Source organism: Fusobacteriaceae bacterium, assembly GCA_031272775.1.
In the GTDB taxonomy this organism is placed as follows: Bacteria; Fusobacteriota; Fusobacteriia; order Fusobacteriales; family Fusobacteriaceae; genus JAISST01.
The window spans coordinates 13,067-36,802 of the sequence record JAISTB010000020.1 but is presented as its reverse complement, the minus strand read 5'-3'; the positions used below and the strand labels follow the sequence as shown (position 1 = coordinate 36,802).

General features: G+C 54.5%; 23 protein-coding genes. All 23 read left to right on the top strand.

Translation table 11 applies throughout. The features are described 5' to 3' along the window. The first annotated feature begins 9 nt into the window (after positions 1 to 9). The 23 genes from LBQ97_05350 to gpmI all read left to right on the top strand — a co-directional run bounded on the left by LBQ97_05350 (position 10) and on the right by gpmI (position 23,729). On the top strand, positions 10 to 414 hold the full coding sequence (locus tag LBQ97_05350) for a hypothetical protein (GenBank protein MDR1832145.1): 405 nt from the start codon (positions 10 to 12) through the stop codon (positions 412 to 414). Positions 415 to 423: 9 nt separating this feature from the next. Continuing rightward, entirely contained in the window at positions 424 to 2,319 is a 1,896-nt protein-coding gene (gene mrdA / locus LBQ97_05345; GenBank protein ID MDR1832144.1) for a penicillin-binding protein 2, read from the top strand. Positions 2,320 to 2,372: 53 nt separating this feature from the next. Continuing rightward, a complete protein-coding gene (locus LBQ97_05340) occupies positions 2,373 to 4,253 on the top strand; it encodes a ribonuclease J (protein ID MDR1832143.1) in 1,881 nt (626 codons plus the stop codon). Positions 4,254 to 4,351: 98 nt separating this feature from the next. Then, positions 4,352 to 6,241, top strand: a complete 1,890-nt coding sequence (gene dxs / locus LBQ97_05335) for a 1-deoxy-D-xylulose-5-phosphate synthase (GenBank protein MDR1832142.1) — start codon at positions 4,352 to 4,354, stop codon at positions 6,239 to 6,241. Beyond that, entirely contained in the window at positions 6,180 to 7,082 is a 903-nt protein-coding gene (locus LBQ97_05330) for an HD domain-containing protein (GenBank protein ID MDR1832141.1), read from the top strand. The genes dxs and LBQ97_05330 overlap by 62 nt, the downstream gene beginning before the upstream one ends. Positions 7,083 to 7,099: 17 nt before the next feature. After that, on the top strand, positions 7,100 to 7,909 hold the full coding sequence (locus LBQ97_05325; protein MDR1832140.1) for a TlyA family RNA methyltransferase: 810 nt from the start codon (positions 7,100 to 7,102) through the stop codon (positions 7,907 to 7,909). Then, positions 7,906 to 9,219, top strand: coding sequence for a S41 family peptidase (locus LBQ97_05320; GenBank protein ID MDR1832139.1), 1,314 nt, complete (start codon positions 7,906 to 7,908; stop codon positions 9,217 to 9,219). The genes LBQ97_05325 and LBQ97_05320 overlap by 4 nt, the downstream gene beginning before the upstream one ends. 10 nt (positions 9,220 to 9,229) lie before the next feature. After that, positions 9,230 to 10,558 (top strand): S41 family peptidase, encoded by a 1,329-nt coding sequence (locus LBQ97_05315; protein ID MDR1832138.1) that lies wholly within the window; start codon positions 9,230 to 9,232, stop codon positions 10,556 to 10,558. 11 nt (positions 10,559 to 10,569) lie between these two features. Then, on the top strand, positions 10,570 to 11,241 hold the full coding sequence (rsmI, locus tag LBQ97_05310) for a 16S rRNA (cytidine(1402)-2'-O)-methyltransferase (GenBank protein MDR1832137.1): 672 nt from the start codon (positions 10,570 to 10,572) through the stop codon (positions 11,239 to 11,241). Then, on the top strand, positions 11,232 to 12,098 hold the full coding sequence (gene ylqF / locus LBQ97_05305; GenBank protein MDR1832136.1) for a ribosome biogenesis GTPase YlqF: 867 nt from the start codon (positions 11,232 to 11,234) through the stop codon (positions 12,096 to 12,098). The genes rsmI and ylqF overlap by 10 nt, the downstream gene beginning before the upstream one ends. Positions 12,099 to 12,140: 42 nt before the next feature. Continuing rightward, positions 12,141 to 12,548, top strand: coding sequence for a hypothetical protein (locus LBQ97_05300; protein ID MDR1832135.1), 408 nt, complete (start codon positions 12,141 to 12,143; stop codon positions 12,546 to 12,548). A 14-nt stretch (positions 12,549 to 12,562) separates the two neighbouring features. Then, positions 12,563 to 12,991, top strand: coding sequence for an NfeD family protein (locus LBQ97_05295; GenBank protein ID MDR1832134.1), 429 nt, complete (start codon positions 12,563 to 12,565; stop codon positions 12,989 to 12,991). Between the two features lie 196 nt (positions 12,992 to 13,187). After that, complete coding sequence (locus LBQ97_05290; GenBank protein ID MDR1832133.1) at positions 13,188 to 14,807, top strand: CTP synthase; 1,620 nt, start codon at positions 13,188 to 13,190, stop codon at positions 14,805 to 14,807. Positions 14,808 to 14,820: 13 nt separating this feature from the next. Beyond that, positions 14,821 to 16,131 (top strand): amidohydrolase, encoded by a 1,311-nt coding sequence (locus LBQ97_05285; protein MDR1832132.1) that lies wholly within the window; start codon positions 14,821 to 14,823, stop codon positions 16,129 to 16,131. Positions 16,132 to 16,534: 403 nt separating this feature from the next. Beyond that, complete coding sequence (locus LBQ97_05280; protein MDR1832131.1) at positions 16,535 to 17,623, top strand: toxin-antitoxin system YwqK family antitoxin; 1,089 nt, start codon at positions 16,535 to 16,537, stop codon at positions 17,621 to 17,623. Positions 17,624 to 17,753: 130 nt separating this feature from the next. Further along, entirely contained in the window at positions 17,754 to 18,707 is a 954-nt protein-coding gene (locus LBQ97_05275) for an RluA family pseudouridine synthase (protein MDR1832130.1), read from the top strand. A 252-nt stretch (positions 18,708 to 18,959) separates the two neighbouring features. Further along, positions 18,960 to 19,550, top strand: a complete 591-nt coding sequence (locus tag LBQ97_05270) for a ribonuclease HII (GenBank protein MDR1832129.1) — start codon at positions 18,960 to 18,962, stop codon at positions 19,548 to 19,550. A gap of 26 nt (positions 19,551 to 19,576) precedes the next feature. Next, entirely contained in the window at positions 19,577 to 19,936 is a 360-nt protein-coding gene (locus LBQ97_05265; protein MDR1832128.1) for a YraN family protein, read from the top strand. Then, positions 19,920 to 20,120, top strand: a complete 201-nt coding sequence (locus LBQ97_05260) for a hypothetical protein (protein ID MDR1832127.1) — start codon at positions 19,920 to 19,922, stop codon at positions 20,118 to 20,120. The genes LBQ97_05265 and LBQ97_05260 overlap by 17 nt, the downstream gene beginning before the upstream one ends. A gap of 175 nt (positions 20,121 to 20,295) precedes the next feature. After that, entirely contained in the window at positions 20,296 to 20,775 is a 480-nt protein-coding gene (locus LBQ97_05255; GenBank protein ID MDR1832126.1) for a ComF family protein, read from the top strand. A gap of 17 nt (positions 20,776 to 20,792) precedes the next feature. Then, positions 20,793 to 21,407, top strand: a complete 615-nt coding sequence (locus tag LBQ97_05250; GenBank protein MDR1832125.1) for a chemotaxis protein — start codon at positions 20,793 to 20,795, stop codon at positions 21,405 to 21,407. A gap of 38 nt (positions 21,408 to 21,445) precedes the next feature. After that, positions 21,446 to 22,210, top strand: coding sequence for a triose-phosphate isomerase (tpiA, locus tag LBQ97_05245; protein ID MDR1832124.1), 765 nt, complete (start codon positions 21,446 to 21,448; stop codon positions 22,208 to 22,210). 1 nt (position 22,211) lies between these two features. Next, positions 22,212 to 23,729, top strand: coding sequence for a 2,3-bisphosphoglycerate-independent phosphoglycerate mutase (gpmI, locus tag LBQ97_05240; GenBank protein ID MDR1832123.1), 1,518 nt, complete (start codon positions 22,212 to 22,214; stop codon positions 23,727 to 23,729). The last annotated feature ends 7 nt before the right edge of the window (positions 23,730 to 23,736 follow it).

Below are 23,736 nucleotides of genomic sequence, written 5' to 3'. Positions count from 1 at the left end.
GGAGAAAGAATGTTCGTCATATTGTTTTTTATCCTCGTCCTGATCGAGGCCAGTCTGCCATTGAACAACAGCCTGATGGTGATATCGCTGCCGTTCTTTTCCTATCTGGTCAATATGAAAAAGCGCTATGCCGTGGTGGGCCTGATCGCGCTGGGCATTCTGCTCTCCCTGCAAACGGACAATTTTATCCGGATTTTTATCACCCTTTCCATCGGGTTTTTTGCGTTTGACTTTATTTATGTCAATGTGGGCTACAACCGGAAAAGCATGCTGGCTGTGACCCTCGTGCAACTGGCCCTCTACTGCGCCCTCAATTACCGGGCGCTCTCCCTCCGGTGGATCGCGGGCAATCTCCTGGGCTTTCTTGTCATGAATTATCTGCTCACCAGAGGGATCATCACGAGGACCCAGTAAGGAAACGCTATGAAAAACATCAACAAAAGAAAAAGCGACGTCAAATTGAGCGAAGACGAAAGCAGGCGGGAAGAGATCTTCAAAGGCCTGATCGCCGTGGTTTTTGTGTTGCTCGCGCTGAGAATGATCCAGCTGCAGGTCTTCAACGAAGACAAATACGCGAGTCTCGCCGAGCGCAACCGGGTCAAGGAAAAGACCATCCCCGCCCCCAGAGGCAAGATCTACGACCGTTACGGACGGCTCGTCGTCACAAACGGCGCGGGTTACCGCCTCGTCTACATGAACGAGCGGGAACGGGACCCGGAAAAGATCGCGGCCATCGCCGCCGTCACCGGCTACCCCGAGGAATATATCGAAAAGCGGATCCGCTACGGGGACATTTTCCCCTTCACGCGGGAAAACGTGATTTTGGAGAATCTCGACGAAGAGAAGGCCCACAAGTTGATGGAAAAAATCATCGACTATCCCTACCTTCAGGTACAGACCTATTTCCGCAGGCGCTATCTCTACGATTCCGTCGCTTCCCACAGCATAGGCTACGTGAAAAAGATCTCCCGGGAAGAATACGAGCGGCTCAAGGACAAGGGCTATTCCCAGCGGGACACGATCGGCAAGGAAGGGCTCGAGCGCTCCTATGACGAAAAACTCAAGGGCCGCGACGGCAGGGAATACATCGAAGTCAACGCCCTGAGCAAGATCCAGAACATCAGCAATATCCGGAAGGAGCCAATTCCCGGAAACGACCTCTATATGACGCTCGACATGGAACTCCAGATCTATATGGAGGAACAGTTCAAAAAAGACGGGCTTTCGGGGGCCTTCATCGCCCTTGATCCGCAAAACGGAGAGGTTCTGACGATCGTCAGCTACCCGACCTATTCCCTCAATATGTTCAGCGCCCAGATTTCCGACGAAGACTGGGAAAAAATCATCACGGACCCGCAAAAGCCCCTGTCCAACAAATCCATCGCCGGGGAATACCCGCCGGGTTCCATTTTCAAAGTCATCTCGGCCATGACCTTTTTGAAGCAGGGCGTCAACCCCAAGGAAAAATTCCTTGACAAAAACGGCGTCTACACGATCGGCAAATGGAAATACCGGGCCTGGAAGGCAGGCGGCCACGGCTACGTGGACATGCGCAAATCGCTGATCGAATCGGCCAATCCCTATTATTACAAGCTTTCGCATCAATTGGGCTACAAACCGCTCCTGGAGACGGCCAAAGACTTCGGCCTTGACGCCCGCACCGATATCGACGTGCCCGGAGAGCGGAAGGGACTCATGCCCACGGAGGAATGGAAGAAAAAAAGGACAAAAATGATCTGGCTTCCGGGAGATACGGTCATTTCCTCAATCGGACAGGGTTACGTGACCGTGACGCCCATCCAGATGGCCATGGTCTACACGCGCCTCGCCAACAAAGGCTGGTACTATCCGCCCCATGTGGGCATGAAACTCGTCCCCTTCGGAAGCGACGCCGGACAGCTGATCCGGGGACCCGAGGAATTCGTGGACAAAACCCGCTACAAGCCCGAATATTACACGACCGTCGATGACGCCATCACCGGCGCCGTGGAGGAAAACAACGGCACCACAAAGGTTCTGCGCACGCCCCATCTCAGGATCGCCGCCAAAAGCGGATCCGCGCAAAATCCGCATTCCAAGCTGACCCATGCCTGGGTGGCGGGCTTTTTCCCCGTGGAAAAACCCGAAATCGTATTCGTCTGCATCCTCGAGGGCGCGGGCTCCGGCGGCCAGATGGCGGGCGGCATGACAAAACTCTTTATCGACAAATACCTCGACGTCAAGGACCGGCGGGAACATCCCGAGGCTTATCAGGAACTTGAACAGAGCGAGGCGGGGAATCTGCCCGAGCCGAAAAAAGAAAACAGAAAGAAGACATAAACGCAACGCGAACCATCATCACACCAACCAAAGGAGGTAGGTACAACAACATTATGAACAAAAACGCAAAACATGTGCAAAAGAAGGCGAACGGGACCAAGAACGCCAAAAAAGGCGGTCCCCAAGCCACCGGCGCCCCCGCGGACAGGAGAAAGAACCTGCAGAATATCCACGGCGGAGCCAAGTCCCTGAAGAAGACGGGACCCGCGCCGGCGCCTGAGAAAGAGGCGAAAAAGCAGCAGGACGCCGCAACCATCAACAGCAAAGAGGAAAAGATGTTTGTGATCCCCCTTGGCGGCCTCGAAGAGGTGGGGAAAAACATCACGGTGGTTCAATACCGCGATGAGATCATCATCATCGACGCGGGGGTGATCTTTCCCGATGAAAATCTTCTCGGGATCGATCTGGTGATCCCCGACTACACCTTCCTCGAAAACAACAAAGACAAGATCAAGGGACTCTTTGTCACCCACGGTCACGAGGACCATATCGGCGGCATCCCTTATCTCTACCAGAAAATCGACAGCTCCGTGCCCATCTACGGCGGCAAACTCTCGCTGGCCCTCGCCAAATCAAAATTTGAGGGACCCGGGTTCCTGAAAAATCTTCCCAAGATGAAGGAGGTCAAAGGAAGAAGCAAAATCAAGGTGGGAAAATATTTCACGGTGGAATTCATCAAGGTGACCCATTCCATCGCCGACAGCTACAGCGTCTTTGTCTCAACCCCCGCGGGGAATATGTTCCATACGGGAGATTTCAAGGTGGATCTGACGCCCATTGACAATGAGAGTCTCGATTTCGCCAGATTGTCCCAGATCGGAGAAGCGGGCGTGGACCTTATGCTGTCGGATTCCACCAACGCGGAAGTCGAAGGCTTCACCCCCTCGGAGCGGACCGTCGGGGAAGCGTTCCGACAGGAATTCGCCAAGGCCCAGGGCCGGATCATCGTGGCGGCCTTCGCCTCCCATGTGCACCGGCTCCAGCAGGTCATCACGACTGCCGAGGAATACGGACGGAAAGTCGCCATAGACGGGCGCTCTCTCGTCAAGGTCTTCGAAATCGCCTCGGATTTCGGTTATCTCAAAATGAAAAAAGACACGCTGATCAGCCTTTCGGACGTGGAGCGCTACCGCGACGACAAAGTCGTCATCATCTGCACGGGCACCCAGGGAGAGCCCATGTCGGCCCTTTCCCGGATCGCCAAGGGCATGCACAAGCAGATCAAAGTCCGCCAGGGCGATACCGTCATTATTTCGGCGACCCCCATCCCCGGCAACGAAAAGGCCGTTTCCAACAATATCAATAATCTCATGAAATTCGACGCCGACGTCGTGTTTAAAAAGATCGCGGGCATCCACGTCTCCGGACACGGCAGCAAAGAAGAGCAAAAGCTCATGCTGGACCTTATCAAGCCCCGGTATTTCATGCCGGTTCACGGCGAACAGAAAATGCTCATGGCCCACAAAAAATCGGCCATGGAAACGGGCATTCCCGCCGAAAACATCCTGATCACCCAGAACGGCTGCAAGGTCGAGGTGACCAAGCGCCAGGTCGAAGTCAAGGGCAAGGTCAACGCGGGCTTCGTCCTCGTGGACGGCCTGGGCGTGGGCGATATCGGCAACATTGTTCTCAAGGACCGGCAGCAGCTCTCCCAGGACGGGGTCGTCACCATTGTGCTGATTTTGAACAAAAACAACAACAAGATCATGGAAGGCCCGGAGATCGTGACGAGAGGCTTTATCTACGCCAAAGAGGCCGACGACATGATCAGAGAAGCCATCGATACGCTGAAGGCAAAGCTCGAAGGTTCGGACATGCTGGAAGAACGGGATTGGGGCGCGCTCAAGACCACGATCCGCGACACGGCTTCCAAGTATTTTTACAACAAAACCAAGAGAAACCCGATGATCCTGCCGGTCATCATGGAGGTATAAACAAAAAAAACTGAAAATTTGTACAAAATTTTGAAAAAATTCCGGAAATTGGTGTATAATATAGAGGACGCACAACAAAGCCGGAATGAGGAAAGAAAATGGACAAGAACTTCACTGAGGATTACAGCAAATTAAACGACGAAGCGGCCAGGATCCGCGCGCTTTTGGTGGAAACGGTCAGCAAAAACGGCGGCCACCTCGCCTCCAATCTGGGCGTCGTGGAATTGACGCTGGCCCTCCACGCGGCCTTTGATTTTTCCAGAGACCGTCTGCTTTTTGACGTCGGTCATCAGTCCTACGTACACAAGATCCTGACCGGACGGGAGGAGCGCTTTCAGACGCTCCGGCAGCGCCACGGCATAGGCCCCTTTATGGACCCCGCCGAAAGCGATTGGGATCCCTTTATTTCGGGACACGCGGGGACCGCCTTGGCGGCGGCTTCGGGGATCGCGCTGGCCTGTCCCGACCGCAAGATCGTCGTCGTCATCGGAGATGCCGCCGTCGCAAACGGCCATTCCCTAGAGGCTTTGAACAATATCGGGGGCAAATACAAAAACCTGATCGTGATTTTGAACGACAATGAAATGTCCATCGGGCAAAACGTGGGTTCCCTGTCCAAATTTTTCGGACGGATCATGGGCAGCGAACAATATCTGAGCTTACGGAAAGAAGCCCGTCTGCTGATGAAAAAGATCAAAATGGAGGGCCTTTTGCTCCCCACCCTCGACAGGCTTGAGCTCTCGGTCAAGAACTTTTTCGCGCCCCTGAGCACCCTCGAGAGCCTAGGATTTCAGTTTTTCGGGCCCGTAGACGGGCACAACATCAAGGAGATGGTCGAGACCTTCAAAAAAATCAAGCGCATGGAAGGGCCTATTTTCATCCATCTGCGTACCCAGAAAGGGAAAGGCTACGCCTTCGCCGAGGAAGACCGGGAAAAATTCCACGGCATTTCCCCCTTTGATCCCGATACGGGGGAACCGCTCTCACGGACGAAAACCTACTCGGGCGTCTTCGGAGAGGCTCTGGCCCGGATCGCCGCCCAGGACGAGACTGTCTACGCCATTTCGGCGGGCATGGTCAAAGGGACGGGCCTTGAGCGCCTTTTCCGGGAATTTCCGGAACGGGGCCTTGACGTCGGCATTTCCGAAGGCTACGCGGTGACTTTCGCGGCGGGGCTGGCCAAGGCGGGCAAAAAACCCTGGGTCTGCATTTACTCGACATTTTTGCAGCGGGGGTTCAGCCAGCTGATCCACGACGTTTCCCTGCAGAATCTGCCGGTCCGTTTTGTCGTGGACAGGGCGGGCGTCGTCGGCGAAGACGGCAAGACCCACAACGGGCTCTACGACATCGGCATGTTCCTCATGATCCCCGGCTTTACGGTGATCTCCCCGGCCTCCACCGACGAACTCCGGGAGGTCCTTGACCTGGCGGCGGCGTGGGACAGGGGGCCCGTGGTCATCCGGATTCCCCGGGAAGTGGCCTTTACCTTGGAAAACCGGAAGCCTTTTGAGCTTGGAAAATGGACTGTAATTGAACAGTTTGCCCCGAAACAGGGCGGTGAGCGGGAAAATCTCTTCCTTGCCGTAGGCAGCATGCTCCGGGAATGTCTCGCCGTCAAAGACAGTCTCCTGTCCAGGGGCATCGGCGGGACCATTGTCAACGCCTCCTCGCTAAGTCCAGTGGACGAAGCCTTTCTTTTGGAGGAAGCGCCGAAATACAAGAGGATTTTCGTCCTCGAAGAAACTTATGAACACAATGCATTCGCGTCTTACGTACTCAATTTCCTGAACGACCGCAACATCAGAAGGATTATCCATAAAATTGGGATTCCCTCGGGCAAAGTCCCCCACGGCGACCGCAAGGGGCTCCTGGCCGAGCTGGGATTAACGGGAGAAAAACTAACAGAAAGGATTGCGGACTACATTGATGCAGATCAGAAAGACCGTCAACACGACAAAAGAGCGGAAACCCAACCCGATACCGAATGAAAGGAACAGAAAGGCCGTCCGCTTTATCCGGCGTCTGCTGGATATGGACCAGGTCCGGGAGCTCGAACGCTTTACGGACCAAGGCGTCAAAGTCTCCACCCACACCTACGACGTACTGAAACTCTCCATTGACGAGCTCAAGCGGGATTTTCCGAGCTTTCCCGAAGCCAGAAAAAAAGTGGAGTTTTTCACGCTTATTGTGGGGATCATCATCCACGACCTCAGCAAAGGGACGCTCCGGAAACTGGACGAAAATCTCTCCCATTCCCAGGTCATGCTGAAAAATCCCGACTATGTGATCGCGGAGACGAAAAAAGTCCTCGCTTCCGTGGAAAACGCGCTGAAGCTGACGGTAAAACCGAAGCTCAAGGACGCCATCATCCACATCGTGCTCTCCCACCACGGCAGGTGGGGAAAAATACAGCCCAACACGCGGGAAGCCAATATCGTCCACCGGGCCGACGTCTATTCCGCCAAATACCACCGGATCAACCCCGTCGGCGCCGACCAGATCCTGAAAATGCTCCTGGCCGGACAAAAGATCAGCGAGATCGCCGCAAAACTGGGCTGTACGGAAGGCATCATCAGAAACCGGCTGCTGCGGGCCAAGGAACAGCTCAATTTTCGCAATACCCGGCAGTTGATCGCCTATTACAAAGAAAACAGCAGCATCCCCATCGGCGACCGCTTCTTTATCCAGCGGGTCAAAGAGACGGAAAAGCTGAAAAATATCGTCGACAAAAAAGGCTTTCGAAACATCGTCATGGAGATCCCTTTGATTCACTATCTGAATGACGAGGAAATCTTTGAGGACGTCTATTTGCCGGCGGATCCCCAATAGAAAGCGGAGGAATCCCCTTGAAAGAAAGACTCGACAGGCTCCTCGTGGCCGCAGGTCTTTATGAAAACGCCGCTCAGGCGCAAAAAGCGATTATGGCGGGCGAAGTCATCATCAACGATCACAGGGTCGATAAAGCGGGCGCGCTAATCGCGACGGACCCCGCGCCCCGGATCCGGATCCGGGAAAAAAAGCGCCCTTATGTGAGCAGAGGCGGGCTCAAGCTCGAAAAAGCCCTGCGGGAATTCAAGCTCGACTGCAAGGGAAAAATCGTGCTTGATATCGGCGCCAGTACCGGCGGTTTCACCGATTGCGCGCTGAAAGCGGGGGCGGCCTTTGTCTACGCCGTAGACGTCGGGACAAACCAGCTCGACTACCGGCTCCGGACGGATCCCCGCGTCAAATCCATGGAAAACACCCATATCGCGAGGCTCGATCCCACGGAACTGACCCGGGGAGCGCCCGATCTCATCACCATCGACGTTTCCTTTATTTCCCTGAGGCAGATCGTCGATCCGGTGATCGCGCTGACGAAGCCCGAAACCCGCGTCGTCGCCCTGATCAAGCCGCAATTTGAGGCGAAACCGGAGCAATTGGAAAAAGGCGGGATTCTTGCGAAAATTGATACACACAGGACAATTTTACATGATATAATAGGAATATTCCGGGAAAAGGGGCTTTACGCCGCCGGCCTCACACAATCGCCGATTTTAGGGGCGCGGGGCAACAGAGAATATCTGGCGCTTTTCACGGGAGCAAAGGAACAGGAAATAGAAGTGGAACTCGACCGGGCGCTCCGGCCGACGCCTGAATCAGGAGGAAAAAAATGATGCTCTGCTTCAAAAAAGCGAATCTCCTCAAAACCCTCGCCGCCTTTGCGCTGCTGGCCTCCGTCACACAGGCCAAAGCGCAAAATGAGAGTCAGGCGGGATTCTTATCCAATTTGCGCGAACTCAAAGAAATCTCCGACATCATGGATATCGTCAACGGCAATTACGTGGGGGAGAAGACCCCCGACCGGAAAAAAATGATGCAAGGGGCCATCCGCGGCATGATGGAAGCCCTTGACGACCCCCACTCCAACTATTTTACGGCCGAGGAACTGAAGTCCTTCCAAGAGGACATCAAGGGAAATTATATCGGCGTCGGCATGGTCGTCCAAAAGAAGAAAAACGAAGCCCTTCTGGTGGTTTCCCCCATCGAGGACGCTCCGGCCTACAAGGCGGGTATCCGGCCAAGGGATCAGATCGTCGCCATAGACGGCGAATCAACCTACAACATGACCAGTGAGGAAAGCGCCAAAAAACTCAAAGGGGCCCCCAAGACCAGCGTCAAGGTCACGGTTTTCCGCGAAGGCGCCAAGGAAACCAAGGACGTCGTCATCGAAAGAGCGGAAGTTCAGCTGAAATACGTCAAAGACCGGATCGCCGACGAAGACGGCAAAATAGGCTATCTGCGACTGACCCAGTTCGGCGACAACGTCTATCCCGACGTGAAAAAGGCCGTGGAAGACCTGCAGAAACAAGGAATGCGGGCCCTGGTCTTCGATCTCAGGAGCAATCCCGGCGGATCCTTCGAACAGGCCGTCAAGATCGCCTCGATGTTTATCAAAGACGGCAAGATCGTCAGCACCAAAACCTTGAGCGGACAAGAGGAAGTCCGGCAGCGGGAGGGAAAATTCTACGGGGATTTTCCGCTGGCAATCCTCATCAACGGCGGCAGCGCCTCGGCTTCGGAAATCGTCGCGGGCGCCGTCAAAGATCATAAACGGGGGATGCTCATCGGGGAAAAGAGCTTCGGCAAAGGCAGCGTACAGACGCTGATCCCGCTCCCCGACGGAGACGGCATCAAACTCACGATCGCGAAATATTTTACGCCCAACGGCGTATCGATCCACGGCGCCGGCATAGACCCCGACGTCGTCGTCGAGGAAAAAGACAGCTACATGCTCTTTGACGGCGTCGGCAGCGTCACCAACGTCGATGAGAACACGGCCAAAGAGAGCCGGAAGGAATTGATCAAAGAAGTCAAAGGCGAGGAAGCGGCCAAGGAATTTGAAACCCACAAAGACGTCCAGCTTGAGACGGCCGTTCAAAAATTAAAAGAGCTGCTCAAGGAAAAAGGAAATCAAGCGGCTTAGGGGGAGTGACATGAAAAAAGAAAGAATTTCACAAGCGAAAACGCTTGCAAAACGTTTGCTGTTTATCGTGGTCTGCGTGTTCGTTGCGGCGGGCGCAAAAGCCCCGGGCGCCCAGACCGGAAACGACGGTTTTTTGTCGAATTTGCGGGAGCTCAAGGAGATCTCAGACATCATGGATCTCGTCAAGGGAAACTACGTCGGGGAATTGACCCCCGAGCGCAAGCTCCTTATGCAGGGGGCCATCAGAGGTCTCGTGGAATCCCTCGACGACCCCCACTCCAGCTATTTTACGGCAGAGGAGCTGAAGTCCTTCCAGGAGGATATCCGCGGCAAATACGCCGGCGTCGGCATGGTCATCCAGAAAAAGAAAAACGAACCCTGCACGGTGGTTTCTCCCATCAGCGATACGCCCGCCGACAAGGCGGGGCTGCGTCCCAAGGACCAGATCCTCACCATAGACGGCGAATCCACCTACAACATGACGACCGAAGAATGCTCCAAACGCCTCAAGGGCGCGCCAAACACGAAAGTCAAGGTCACGGTGTACCGGGAAGCGACGAAGGAAACCCGGGAAGTGGAAATCACGCGGGCCGAAGTCACGCTCAAATACGTCAAGGAAAATATGCTCGACGAATCGAACAAGATCGGCTATCTCCGACTGACCCAGTTCGGCGACAACGTCTATCCCGACGTGCGCCGGGCGCTGGACGCCCTCCAGTCAAAAGGCATGAAGGCACTGGTTCTCGATCTCCGGAGCAATCCCGGCGGCTCACTGGAACAGGCCATCAAGATCGCTTCGATGTTCATCAAGGACGGGACCGTCGTCAGCACCCGGACCAAAAGCGGCCGGGAAGAGATCCGGCAGCGGGAAGGGAAATACTACGGGGATTTTCCCCTGGCCGTATTGATCAACGGCGGCAGCGCCTCGGCCTCGGAAATCGTCTCCGGCGCCGTCAAGGACCATAAACGCGGTATTCTGGTCGGCGAAAAGAGTTTCGGCAAAGGCAGTGTACAGACGCTGATCACGCTTCCCGACGGCGACGGCATCAAGCTCACGATCGCCAATTATTTCACGCCCAGCGGGATCTCCATCCACGGCAAGGGCATCGAGCCCGATATTGTCGTCGAGGAAAAAGAGGGCTACATGCTCTTTGACGGCCTTGGCGTCGTCACAAACGTCGACGAGGAGACGGCCCGGGAAAATCGGAAAGAGCTCATCAAGGAAGTCAAAGGCGAAGAGGCGGCCAAAGAATTCGAAAGCCATAAAGACGTGCAGCTGGATATGGCCGTCCAGAAGCTTCTGGAAATGCTCTCGGTCAAAGAAAAAGAAGTGGCCTGAGGGGAGGGCACATGCTCTATGTGGTGGCAACGCCGATCGGAAATCTTGAAGACATGACCTTCAGGGGCGTGAGGACCCTCCGGGAGTCGGAGATCATCTACGCCGAAGATACCCGGGTCACCAAAAAACTGCTGACCCACTATGACATCGCGACGCCTCTGGCCCGTTACGACGAATTTTCCAAGGCGAGACAGATCCCCGTGATCCTCGCCCGGCTGCGAGAAGGAAAACAGGTCTCCCTCGTTACGGACGCGGGTACGCCTTGCATCTCGGATCCCGGCTATGAGCTGGTGGACGCGGCCCTTAAAGAGGGGATAAAAGTCGTCCCCGTTCCCGGCCCTTCGGCGCTGACCGCGGCTGCGTCGGCCGCGGGCATATCGCTTCGGCGCTTTGCCTTTGAGGGCTTTCTCCCGAAAAAGAAAGGCCGCCAGACGCTGTTTAAGGCTCTCGCCGCGGAATCACGGCCCGTAGTACTCTACGAATCCCCCTACCGGGTGGAGCGGACGCTCGGGGATATTCTCCAATGGCTGGGAGACAGAAACGTCGTTCTCGCCAGGGAAATCACGAAAATCTATGAGGAATTTTTCCGGGGCAGCGTCAGCGAAGCCCTGGCCCATGTGGCGGCCCATCCGCCCAAAGGGGAGTTCGTGATCCTCATCGGGGAGGAAGCCCCATGTCCATGACAAAAATCAACTGGTACCCGGGGCATATGAAAAAATCCGTGGACCTGATCAAGGAAAACCTCCCTTTGGTGGATATTCTCCTTGAGGTCCTGGACGCGAGAATTCCCCTTTCGAGTAAAAATCCCGATATCGGCCGACTGACGGCCCAAAAGAAACGAATCATCGTCCTGAACAAGATCGATCTCGTCGAAAAAAAAGATCTCGTCCGCTGGACGGACTATTTTCAAAGCGAATCCCCCGGTTGCGACGTCATCGGCTTAAGCGCGACCAAGGGGGCCAATTTTCAAGAACTGTACCGGGCCATCGGAGACATCGCCCGGGTGAAACGGGCAAAAGCCGCCGAAAAAGGCCTGCGTACCGTTCCGGTCAGGCTCATGGCCGCGGGGATCCCCAATGTGGGAAAATCCCAGCTCATCAACAAAATCGCCGGCAAGGCCAGCGCCGGGGTCCGCAATATTCCGGGATTTACCCGGGGCAAGCAGTGGATCAAAATCAAAGACGGGGCGGAACTCCTCGACACGCCGGGCGTGCTCTGGCCGAGATTCGAAAGCGAGCAGACGGGCTATCATCTGGCGATTACGGGCGCCATCCGGGACGATATTCTGCCGGTGGAGGACGTGGCCGCCTGGTATCTGAACCGCCTCATTGCCTTCGGACTGTGGCCGCGCCTCTGCGAAGTCTACGGTCTCGACCCCGCCGACGAAACCTGCCATCCCGCGGAACTCATGGAAAAAATCGCCCTCCGGAATCATGTCCTCAAAAAAGGCGGGCTTCCCAATACGCCGCAGGCGGCCCTGTCGATCCTGCGGGATTACCGGAACCTCCGGCTGGGCAAAATCGTACTGGACACATTCTGAGCGTTTTCCGCGCTTACCGAAATTATCGACCAAGGGGGAACCATGAAAGAAATCGACGAACAACTGGAAGAACAACTGGAGGAAGAACTGCATGAATTCCAGAAAGAGCAGGAAAAAGTCCGCGGCATTGTGGGCCAATTGGGAGGGAGCGTCAAACGGCAGAACCGCATTGTCAGCATCATCTTCCTTCTTTTGATTTTCGGCCTTCTGGTGGTCGGCCTCGGCATGCGGAAAACCAATATCACGCTGACGCTACTGATCGTCTTGCTCTTAGCCATCTTCAAAGTCATCTGGATGATCTACGGCATGCAAAAGGCCTATCATTTTCAGTTTTGGATTCTGAGCACGCTGGAATTCCGGATCAACGAAGTCGACAAAAAAATCCGGAAGCTGGAAAAACTGATCAAGGTCAAGGATGAGGCCGGGAGCGGCAACAAATTTACCGTATAAAGGAGTTGATCCCTATGTATGTTTCCCTGTACTGGCTTCTGGCCATGGTGGTCTTTCTCGTGATCGAAGCGGCCATTCCGGGGCTCGTCTCGATCTGGTGCGCCATCGCGGCGGCGTTGACGGCCATTTTTGCCTTTTACGTCAAGGATTTCCTGTACCAGCTCTACTTTTTTCTGATCTGGTCGGTGATTCTTTTTTTCACGATCCGGAAGTTCGCCAAAAATTCGCTCTACAGGAAGAACAAAAGCGGCGTGGACCGGATCACGGGAGCCATTGTCGAAATCCGCGGCATCAATGAAAACGGCCAGTATCAGGTCTACCTCGACGGAAAGCACTGGAACGCCATCAGCGACGAGGAATTCTTTGTGGGCAACCAGGCGAAAGTCACGGGCTTTGCCGGTACAAAGCTCGTATTGAAGGGGATTTCAAGACCGGAGTCCTGAATTCGAGGGAATTTTTTCAAATGTGGGCTTGCTATTTTTTCCGTTTTATGCTATCCTATTATAAAGAAAGCTAACATTGACAATACCATACGCAAACAAAAAATCAGGTTTTTTTTTTCACCTGATTTTCTTTTTGGAAAAATCCGGTGGACGCGGGCTCTCAACAGGGCCTCAATTCTTAAATGGAGGGTGTTTTATGGAACGCAGTGTAAAGTATATCTTTGTTACCGGCGGCGTCGTTTCTTCTCTGGGTAAGGGGATTACGGCCGCGTCTTTGGGAAGGCTCCTCCGGGAGCGGGGGTATCGGGTTGTCCTGCAAAAATTCGATCCCTATATCAATATCGATCCCGGAACAATGAACCCCTATGAGCACGGGGAGGTCTTCGTGACCGAGGACGGCGCCGAGACCGACCTCGATCTGGGGCACTACGAGCGCTTTATCGACCGGAACCTCACGAAGAACAGCAACGTGACCACCGGCAAAATCTACCAGTCCGTCATCAACAAGGAACGGAAGGGGGAATATCTGGGAAAAACCATCCAGGTCATTCCCCACATCACCAACGAGATCAAGGACAGGATCCGCTTTTATTCCCGGGAAAAGGACGTCGACATCATCATTACCGAAATCGGCGGGACCGTGGGCGACATTGAGTCCACGCCCTTCCTGGAGGCCATCCGTCAGTTCCGCTACGACGTCGGCGTGGAAAACGTGCTCTATATCCACGTGACGCTGCTGCCCTATCTGCGGGCCGCCAACGAAGTCAAGACAAAGCCCTCCCAGCATTCGGTCAAGGCCCTGATGAGCCTCGGGATCCAGCCCGACATCCTGGTCTGCCGCACGGAGCACCCGATCACGCCCGGTATGCTGGAAAAACTGGCCATGTTCTGCAACATGGCCCCCGACGCCGTCATCGAAAACCCCGACTGCGACACGATCTACGAAGTGCCGCTCCTCATGGAGAAAAACGGCCTCGCCCGGGTCGCCTGCCGCAAGCTGGGCATAGAGGACAGGCCCTTTGACCTCGCCAAATGGGAAGAAGTCGTCTACAAAATCAAGCATCCCAAGTGCGAGATCAAAATCGCCGTCGTCGGCAAATACGTGGAGCTCAAGGACGCCTACATGAGCGTCAACGAAGCGATCGAAAACGCGGCCTACGCCCAGGGCTTCCGGGCGAAGATCGACTATATCCAGTCGAAGAATCTTGACGTCGAAAGGCTCAAGGACTATAACGGCATTTTGGTTCCCGGCGGCTTCGGTAACCGCGGCATAGACGGCAAGGTGGCCGCCATCCGCTTCGCAAGGGAAAACAAAATTCCCTTCCTCGGGCTCTGCCTCGGGATGCAGCTGGCCGTGATCGAGTTCGCAAGAAACGTCCTGGGCTACACCAACGCCAATTCCACGGAATTTGACGAGCATACGGACTGCCCCATTATCGATATCATGCCCGACCAGAAGCATATCGAAAACAAGGGGGGCACCATGCGACTGGGGGCCTACCCCTGCAAGCTCCTCGAAGGCTCCCTGGCCCGGACGCTCTACGGCAAAGACGAAATCGTCGAGCGACACCGCCACCGCTACGAATTCAACAACGTTTACAAAGAAGAAGTGCAGAAAGCGGGCATGAAGCTCTCGGGCATTTCCCCCACGGGAATCCTCGTGGAAATGATCGAGCTGCCGCCCTCCATGCACCCCTTCTTTATCGCGGGGCAATTCCACCCGGAATTCAAGACCCGCCCCAACAATCCCCATCCGCTCTTTATGGGCTTTGTCAAAGCCGTCTATGACAGAACGGAAAAATTGAAAATCAACTGACGAGGAGGACATCATGAGAACGAGAGAACAACTGAAAGCGGCCGCCTTCGCGGCAATCGACGCCAACCGCGACAAAATCACGGCCTTCGGCGATTCCATTTACCACGAGCCCGAGCTGGGCTACAAGGAAGTCAAAACCGCCGGGAAATTCAAGACGCTCCTTGAGGAACTGGGCTATGACTACAAGGACAAGGTCGCCCGGACCGGCGTCATCGCCAACCTCAAGGGCAAAAAAAGCAAGTACCGGGTCGCGGTCATGGCGGAACTGGACGCCATCGTCGTCCCCGGGCACAAGGACGCCTGTCAGGAAACGGGCGCGGCCCACGCCTGCGGCCACCACTGCATGATGGCATCCCTGGCCGGGGTCGCCATTGCTCTGAAAGGTACGGGCATTATGGAAGAACTGGCGGGGGATATTGTGCTGATGGCGGTACCCGCCGAAGAGGGCGTCGAAATCGAGTTCCGGAACGGCCTGCGGCAGAAAGGAGAAATCAGTTTCCTCGGGGGCAAGCAGGAATTCATCAAGCTGGGCGTCTTTGACGACGTGGATTTTATGATTATGCAGCATATCAAGAAAAAGACAAGCGACAAAGAAGCCGAAGTTTCTTCCAACTGCAACGGCTTCGTCAGCAAGCTCGTCCAATATATCGGAAAAGAAGCCCACGCCGGGGGGGCGCCCCACGAGGGCATAAACGCCCTGAACGCCGCCATCCTGGGCTTATCGGCCATTCACGCCCAGAGGGAGACCTTCCGCAGCGAGGACTACATCCGCGTGCACCCGATCATCACCAAGGGCGGGACCCTCGTCAATGTGGTCCCCGACGACGTGAGGATCGAGACCTATGTGCGGGGGGCCAACGCCCCTGCCATCCTGGACGCCGCGAAAAAAGTGGACCGGGCCCTCAAATCGGGCGGAGACGCCGTAGGGGCCGAGACAAAAATCATTGATATCCCGGGCTACATGCCGTTTAATTTCAGCGAGGAGTTGATCGACGTCGTCTACGAAAACCTCTGCGCCCTCTACGGGACCGAAAAGGTGGACAGAATGGGCCCGGGCTTCGGCGGAGGCTCCACAGACGCCGGCGACGTTTCCCAACTGATTCCCACGGTTCATATGTATATCGCGGGCGCTTCGGGCAACCTCCATACGGAGGAATTCGCGGTGGCGGACAAGGAAAGCGCCTATCTGACGGCGGCAAAGGCTCTCACGGCCACGGCCATCGATCTCCTGTATGACGAGGGCCAGACCGGCGAATTCGTCAAGAAAAACTTCAAGGCGCAACTCACAAAGGAGACCTACCTCAAGGAGTGGGGAAAACTTTGAGAAGCTAACTATTCAATCCGAACGGATTCCGGAAAAAATTCCGGGGTCCGTTCTTTTTTATTACACAACAAAACCCTCTTATTTTCAGCGTTCCAGCGATCAAAAAAATTTTTCAAAAAAAGCTTGACTTTTTTTCCAAAAAGATGTATAACGTGTACCGGATAGAAGAAAATAACAATTTAAAATGACACAAAAGAAAATTTGTACTAATTTTACGGACACTATGCGCAAATATTAAAAATACAGAATTGTTTGACACAAAAACTATTGAAAAACAAAAGTCCTGTCGGTCGGTTTCATTTTCCCAGCGCCATATCTGAAGTGGCCGGAAGCCACTAAATAAAGAGGAGCAGCGACGAATCAAATGTTAAATAAAGCCAGAAAAACAATCAAAATCGGGTTTTTGGAAGGGACGGAAGAGCCGGAGGAAGAACCGGAGCTCGGTCTCGGCGGCGTCAACACGGAACACCCCCGCTACGTGGCCAATTACGTCAACGGGAAGGAAGAAGGCGTCGTCAGCGCGTATTATGAAAGCGGAAACTTAAAATGGACAGGCCTGTATGGGAACGGACTCAAAAAGGGAATTCATAAAGGATATTACGAAGACGGGCGTCTCAAGTGGACCGCGAAGTTCGTGAAAGGACTGGCCCAGGGACCCTACCGGGAATACTATCCCGACGGCGTCCTGAAACACGAGGGTTGGTACAAACAGGGCGTCGAGGAAGGCCCCCACAGATGGTATTATGAAAACGGCGATTTGCAGTGGGTCGACACCTATGAAAAGGGCTTTGAGGAAGGCATTTCCCGGGAATACTACCGGAACGGCGTCCTGAAAGAAGAACGGCATTACGTGCACGGGATCCTCTCGGGAGAGCATACGGGCTACTACGAGACCGGGGAAATCGAATGGCGGGTATATCGAGACCAGCGGAAGAAATCGGGAACCGAGATCGAATACTACGAAAACGGCAACCGCAAGGCGGAAATCCCCTATGTCAACGATGTCAAAAGCGGAATCGAGAAGCATTACTACGAGTCGGGGGAACTCCTCCGGGAAGACACCATGGTAAACGGCCAGAAATGCGGGATTTCCAGGGAATACTACCGGAACGGCAACCTGAAACGGGAAGTCGCTTACGCGGACAGCTTCTGCCGGCAGGGGATTTACCGGGAATACTACCCCAACGGCATGACGGAACTGGAGGGAAACTGCGTCAACGACAAATTTGACGGAAACTTCAAGAGCTACTACGAAACGGGAGAGCTCAAGGAAATCGCTCCTTTCCGGGACGGAATCCTAGAAGGGGATCTGGTCCGCTACTACGCGACCGGCGGTCTCTTTGAAGAAATCACCTATCATGGGGGACTCATGGACGGCCTGTACACCAAGTACGGCGAGTACGGGGAAATCGAATACAAAGCCCTTTACCGGGAGGACATGGAAGCCGAAGTTATGGAAGACTCTGTCAGGTGGCTGAACATGCCCGTATAGAGGGAAAAAAGCGGCGTCGCAAGCGAAAGGCGGCGTCGCTTTATTTTTTGGCGCCGCCGGGAATTTCTTGTTTACTCCCAGGTCATAAAATGCTATAATGAAGAAAAAATTCTTTCGAACGGGGGGAAAAATGGACTCTGTCAAGGAAGAAACGCAGCTTACGGCCCGTGAGGGCGACAAAGGGAAACGCCTGGACCGCTTCCTGCAGGAACGGCTTGAAGGCCATACGCGCTCGGCGGCGGAAAAACTCATTGAGCGCGGCGCCGTTATGGTGGACGGAATCCCCGCCGCGAAAAACGGTCTCAAACTCAGAGGAACGGAAAGCGTCACGGTGTATCTCCCCGAGGCGACGCCCCTTTCGGCGGAGGCTGAAGACATTCCCCTCGATATCGTCTATGAAGACGGGGATCTGGCCGTCATCAACAAAAGCGCCGGCGTCGTGGTGCATCCCGCCGTGGGGAATACCGCGGGCACCCTCGTCAACGGAGTTCTCTACCACATCAAAGATCTCTCGGGCATAAACGGCGTCCTGCGTCCGGGCATCGTCCACCGGCTGGACAAGGACACCAGCGGCCTCATCATTGTGGCCAAGACCGACCGCTGCCATGTGGCCCTCGCCCGCATGTTTTCGGAAAAAAAGATCAAAAAAACCTACATTGCCATAGCGAAAGGCATTTTCAAAGAAAAAAGCGGGACCGTCACGACCTTGATCGGGCGGGACCCCAGAAACAGAAAGCGCATGGCCGTCGTGGAAAAAAACGGCAAGCCCGCCGTCACCCATTACCGGGTCCTTGACGAATCCCGGAACCGGACGCTCCTGGCTCTGGGTCTCGAGACGGGCCGCACGCATCAGATCAGGGTACATATGAAGTATCTCAATCATCCCCTTGTAGGCGATCCCCTGTACGGAAACGGGGAAGACGAAATCAAAAGGCAGATGCTCCACGCCTACGGGCTGGCCTTTAGCCACCCGGTGACGGCGCGGCCCTTGCGCTTCACGGGAGCGCCGCCGGCGGATTTTTTGGATTGCGTCGGCCGCTCGGGGCTTTCGGCCGAAAAAATTCCTGCCCCAGAGGGGATATGAGTCAAGTAAAACTGCCCCTGCGACAAACGGCAGAACCCCGTCACAAATGAAAAGACTTTTACGATTCCGTCGAGCGCCGGATAACCAAGACTTTATACGAGTTTGCCCCTCGCCGATTTTTTTATTTACTCTTGGATCATAAAATGCTATAATGATAAAAAGGAAAATCCGAAAAAATCCCTGCCCTTGGCGAAACAGGTGACTCTCTTGACGAATAAAGAAAACCCGCTCTATCTCTATGACCTTTCGAAAATGCGCCCGGTCATCGGCGTCGACGAAGCGGGCAGAGGCCCCCTGGCGGGTCCCGTGGTCGCGGCCTGCGCCCTTTTGCGGGAATACGCCGACGAGCTCGGGGCCGTGGATGACTCAAAAAAACTGACGGAAAAGAAAAGAGAATCGCTCTATGACAGCATACTCAAGCATTTTGCGGTCGGCATCGGCATGGCGACCGTCGCCGAAATCGACGCCCTCAATATCCTGAACGCCACATTTTTAGCCATGCGACGGGCCATAGCGGAACTGGGGAAAACCGTTGATCCGGCAAAAGCCCTTGTCCTGGTGGACGGCAATTTCACAATCAAGGACTGCCCTCTCCAGCAGGAAGCCCTCGTCAAGGGCGACGGCGCAAGTCTCGCCATCGCGGCGGCCTCCATTGTGGCCAAAGTCACCAGGGACAGGATCATGACGGCGGAAGAGGCCCGCTTTCCGGGCTACGGCTTCGCAAAACACAAAGGTTACGGCACAAAGGAGCACGTCCGCGCCATACACGCGCTGGGCGCCTGCGAAATACACCGGGAAACATTTCTCAAAAGCATCCTCACGGAAAATCTTCGTTTGTTTTAGTTCCGCAGAGGAAAAGGAGGGGTACCATGAACAAACGTGAAAAAGGCGGCGTATTCGAAGAAAAGGCGGCGGAATACCTGCGCGGGCAGGGGCTCGTTGTCCTTGAAAAAAACTATCAGACAAAACTTGGTGAAATTGATCTCATCTGCAAAGACGGCGACACCATCGTCTTTGTGGAAGTCAAATACCGGAAGACCAACGATTACGGCGAAGGCATGGAAGCCGTGGACGTCAAGAAAATCCGGAAAATGTATAAAACAGCCGAAATCTACATCGCGTTGAAGAGATTCAAAAACTGCAATTTTCGTTTTGACTGCGTCAGCTTTCTGGGCAGCGAAACGAAATGGCTCAAACACGTAATTTGGGGTGATGAATATGGATTTTAGGTGCTTGAGATGCGGATCGGACAAATATCAGGTGAAAACCTGCATTTTACCCGAAAAAGACCCGGGCCTCAAACTGGAGCTCGGCAAATATTATATCAAAACCTGCCTTCTTTGCGGCTATACGGAAATGTATAACGCCAAGATCCTTGACAAAAATGAAGAAGTTCACCTCGCAAACAATTAAGGATTTCTTTTTTTCGAGAAAATGCGCCGTCTGCGGGCGGATTGTCGAAGCCCGGGGGGAATACGTCTGCCCCCAATGCCTTTCTGTTTTACGGAAAAAAGCGGCGCTCAAACAAAGCGGAAACTATTTTTATTTATTTTATTATGAGAGCGATATCAAGCAAATCATTGCGGAGATGAAACTGGAAAACAGGCGATATCTTTCCGGTACCCTGGCGGATCTCTGCAAGGCGCCTTTACGGGCGCTCATCGAAGAAAAGGCGGTAGATGTGGCGATTCCTGTCCCCGTGAGCCGCAAACGCTACCGGGAACGGGGATTCAACCAGGTGGAGGAACTGCTCCGGGACATGCGGATCACCTACGCGACCATCGAAAAAATCAGGGACACGAAGCACATGTACGAGCTCCTGGACGAGGAGGACCGGCGCAAAAATATCCGGGACGCCTTCGAAAGCCGGCTCACGCTTACCGGCAAGACCGTGCTCCTCGTCGATGACATCGTGACGACCGGACACACGACGGAAGAAATCATCAAGGAACTGCAAAAGGATCAGCGGCCGAAGGCGGTCTACGTCTTTTCGGTCGCGCTTTCCAAGGTTTTTGACAAAATGCGGCAAAGGGAAAAAACGGGGGATCATGAAGCAAAATTACTTTAAAAAGGCAGGTTGATGCAATGGACGTTTATATCGACAATGTGAAAGTTGACCTGGGAAAAGAAACATTTGCCACCTTCGGCCGGACGATCTCAGCGATCACCAAAAAGCTCCACAACGAGAACAAGATTCTTGACGAAATCTTTGTCAACGGGGAAATGCTCAAGGAAAACTCCCATGTGAATCTCGAGAGTCTGATGACGCTTGAAATCACCACAAAATCCTTCCGCGAGATCATCCTTGAGTCCATGTGCAACACGAGGGAATACATCGACAACTATTTTTACCTGATCGACAGCTTTTTTGAGGGAAACGAGGAGGAAGACGTCATTGAAGTGGATGAGGACGACCTCTTTGAGCTGCTTTCTTTTCTGCACTGGTTTTACAACCTCATTGTGATCATCAACGACAACTTCGCTTTTCAATTTGCCGGGGAGCCCTTCGCAAAATTCGTGGAGGCCTTTACGGAAGGCCTTGACGTCGTCGAAGGCCTGTATCGCGAAGAGGACTGCTTCGACCTGATCGAAGCCCTTGAAAACAGCATGGGACAGATGCTCCTGTGCTTCTATGACAATTTTGACCAATGTTTCAACGAAGTGATCTTTGAAGAAGGAAAGAAAAATCTACTTATTTAGTGTACATATATATTTTGAAAAAACAAAGGTGAGTGACAATGCGTAAAAAAGTAATCGCGGGAAACTGGAAAATGAATATGACCAATACCGAGGCCGTCGCCATGCTGTCGGCGTTGAAAACCGCCGTCGCTTCCGTCCGGGACGTGATGGTCATCATCGGCGGCCCCTATACCTGCCTGGCTGAGGCCGTCAAGACCGTGGCCGGATCGCCGATCAAAATCGCGGCGGAAAACGTCTATCCCAAAGACAGCGGCGCCTTTACCGGCGAGGTTTCCTGTCCCATGCTGAAGGATATCGGCGTCTCCTACGTCATCCTCGGCCATTCGGAACGCAGGGAATATTTCAAGGAAACAAACGCCTTTATCAATGAAAAACTCAAGGCCGTCCTGGCCCACGGACTCAAGCCTATCCTCTGTATCGGGGAAAAGCTGGCCGAGCGGGAAGCCGGGAAAACGGACGAAATCAACCGGACACAGCTCCTTGAGGGGCTTGCCGGCATAACAAAACAAGAGGCCGAAAAAATCATTATCGCCTATGAGCCGGTCTGGGCCATCGGCACGGGGAAAACCGCGACCCCCGAGATCGCGGAAGAGACCCACAAGGCCATCCGCGGGGTCCTGGCGGAACTTTTCGGGGCGGATACGGCCGAAGGGATGATCATCCAGTACGGCGGCTCCATGAACGCCGAAAACGCGACCGATCTCCTGGCCCAAGCGAACATCGACGGCGGACTGATCGGCGGGGCCTCCCTCAAGGCCGATACCTTTGCCAAAATCGTCTTTGCCGGGGAAGGGGGAAAATAACTTGAACAAACCGCTTATGCTGATGATCCTCGACGGTTTCGGGATCAATCACGCAAAAGATGAAAAAAACGCCATTGAGGGCGCGAATCCCGTTAATTTCCGGGAACTCTGGAACGCTTACCCCCACGCCGAGCTCGAAGCCTCGGGCGAAGCGGTGGGCCTCCCCGAAGGACAGATGGGCAACTCCGAAGTCGGGCATCTCAATATCGGCGCGGGACGCGTCGTCTACCAGCCCCTGACCGAGATCACCAAGGACATCCGGGACGGGGCCTTTTTTGAAATCCCCGTCCTGAAAGAGGCCTTTGCCCTCGCCAAGGAAAAAAACCGCAAGCTCCATCTGGCGGGCCTGGTCTCCGACGGCGGCGTACACTCCTCTCTCGATCATCTCTACGGGCTTTTGGAAATGGCCCGGCGTTACGGCTTGAAAAACGTCTGGCTCCACGCCTTTATGGACGGCCGCGACACGCCGCCCGAATCGGGGGCGGGCTACCTGGCCGAAGTCGCCGGGAAAATGAGCGCTCTCGGCGTGGGGGCCGTCGCCACCATCTCGGGCCGCTATTACGCCATGGACCGGGACAAAAACTGGGACAGGGTCAAAATCGCCTACGACTGCCTCGTCCTGGGGCTCGGACACAAAGCCCCGAGCGCCGCCCAATGTATGGCCGAAAGCTACGCGGCCCATGTGACCGACGAATTTGTACTCCCCACGGTCATCGACCCGGCGGGTCTTGTGGAAAAGGACGACGTCTTTATCAACTTCAATTTCCGCCCCGACCGGGCCCGGGAAATCACAAGAGCGCTTAACGACAGGGATTTTGAGGGATTTCCCCGGACATACCTGGGTCTTCACTACTACTGTATGCGACAATATGACGCGACCATTGAGGCGCCGGTGATTTACCACGACCGCGAAATCAAAAATACGCTGGGGGAAGTCCTCTCCAAGGCCGGACTCCGGCAACTCCGGACCGCGGAAACCGAAAAATACGCCCATGTGACATTTTTCTTCAACGGCGGCGTCGAAGTCCCCAATCCCGGCGAAGACCGAAAGCTCGTGGCGAGCCCCAAGGTCGCGACCTATGACCTGAAGCCGGAAATGTCGGCCTATGAAGTGACCGCCGGCGTCCTGGAGGCCATCCGATCGGACGTCTATGACGTGATCATCCTCAATTTTGCCAATCCCGATATGGTGGGCCATACGGGGATATATGAGGCGGCCGTCGCGGCAATCAAAGCCGTGGACGCCTGTATCGGAAAGATTGCCGACGCCATTTTAAGTAAAGGCGCGGGGCTTCTGATCATCGCCGATCACGGCAATTCGGAAAAAATGTATGATCCCGCCGCAAAAGAACCCTGGACGGCCCATACGACCAACAAAGTCCCCTGCATCCTCGTGGCCGGCGAATACCGGGGAGCGAGCTTGAAAGACGGCAAGCTGTCCGACGTGGCGCCGACGATGCTGAAGCTGTTGGGAATCGCGATCCCGCCGGAAATGACGGGAACTGTGCTGATCAAATAAAAAATCA

Coding starts and splice junctions, on each gene's coding strand:
- LBQ97_05350 (MDR1832145.1), top strand. CDS start 10: ATGTTCGTCATATTGTTTTTTATCCTCGTCCTGATCGAGGCCAGTCTG.
- mrdA (MDR1832144.1), top strand. CDS start 424: ATGAAAAACATCAACAAAAGAAAAAGCGACGTCAAATTGAGCGAAGAC.
- LBQ97_05340 (MDR1832143.1), top strand. CDS start 2,373: ATGAACAAAAACGCAAAACATGTGCAAAAGAAGGCGAACGGGACCAAG.
- dxs (MDR1832142.1), top strand. CDS start 4,352: ATGGACAAGAACTTCACTGAGGATTACAGCAAATTAAACGACGAAGCG.
- LBQ97_05330 (MDR1832141.1), top strand. CDS start 6,180: ATGCAGATCAGAAAGACCGTCAACACGACAAAAGAGCGGAAACCCAAC.
- LBQ97_05320 (MDR1832139.1), top strand. CDS start 7,906: ATGATGCTCTGCTTCAAAAAAGCGAATCTCCTCAAAACCCTCGCCGCC.
- LBQ97_05315 (MDR1832138.1), top strand. CDS start 9,230: ATGAAAAAAGAAAGAATTTCACAAGCGAAAACGCTTGCAAAACGTTTG.
- rsmI (MDR1832137.1), top strand. CDS start 10,570: ATGCTCTATGTGGTGGCAACGCCGATCGGAAATCTTGAAGACATGACC.
- ylqF (MDR1832136.1), top strand. CDS start 11,232: ATGTCCATGACAAAAATCAACTGGTACCCGGGGCATATGAAAAAATCC.
- LBQ97_05300 (MDR1832135.1), top strand. CDS start 12,141: ATGAAAGAAATCGACGAACAACTGGAAGAACAACTGGAGGAAGAACTG.
- LBQ97_05295 (MDR1832134.1), top strand. CDS start 12,563: ATGTATGTTTCCCTGTACTGGCTTCTGGCCATGGTGGTCTTTCTCGTG.
- LBQ97_05290 (MDR1832133.1), top strand. CDS start 13,188: ATGGAACGCAGTGTAAAGTATATCTTTGTTACCGGCGGCGTCGTTTCT.
- LBQ97_05285 (MDR1832132.1), top strand. CDS start 14,821: ATGAGAACGAGAGAACAACTGAAAGCGGCCGCCTTCGCGGCAATCGAC.
- LBQ97_05275 (MDR1832130.1), top strand. CDS start 17,754: ATGGACTCTGTCAAGGAAGAAACGCAGCTTACGGCCCGTGAGGGCGAC.
- LBQ97_05270 (MDR1832129.1), top strand. CDS start 18,960: ATGCGCCCGGTCATCGGCGTCGACGAAGCGGGCAGAGGCCCCCTGGCG.
- LBQ97_05265 (MDR1832128.1), top strand. CDS start 19,577: ATGAACAAACGTGAAAAAGGCGGCGTATTCGAAGAAAAGGCGGCGGAA.
- LBQ97_05260 (MDR1832127.1), top strand. CDS start 19,920: ATGAATATGGATTTTAGGTGCTTGAGATGCGGATCGGACAAATATCAG.
- LBQ97_05255 (MDR1832126.1), top strand. CDS start 20,296: ATGAAACTGGAAAACAGGCGATATCTTTCCGGTACCCTGGCGGATCTC.
- LBQ97_05250 (MDR1832125.1), top strand. CDS start 20,793: ATGGACGTTTATATCGACAATGTGAAAGTTGACCTGGGAAAAGAAACA.
- tpiA (MDR1832124.1), top strand. CDS start 21,446: ATGCGTAAAAAAGTAATCGCGGGAAACTGGAAAATGAATATGACCAAT.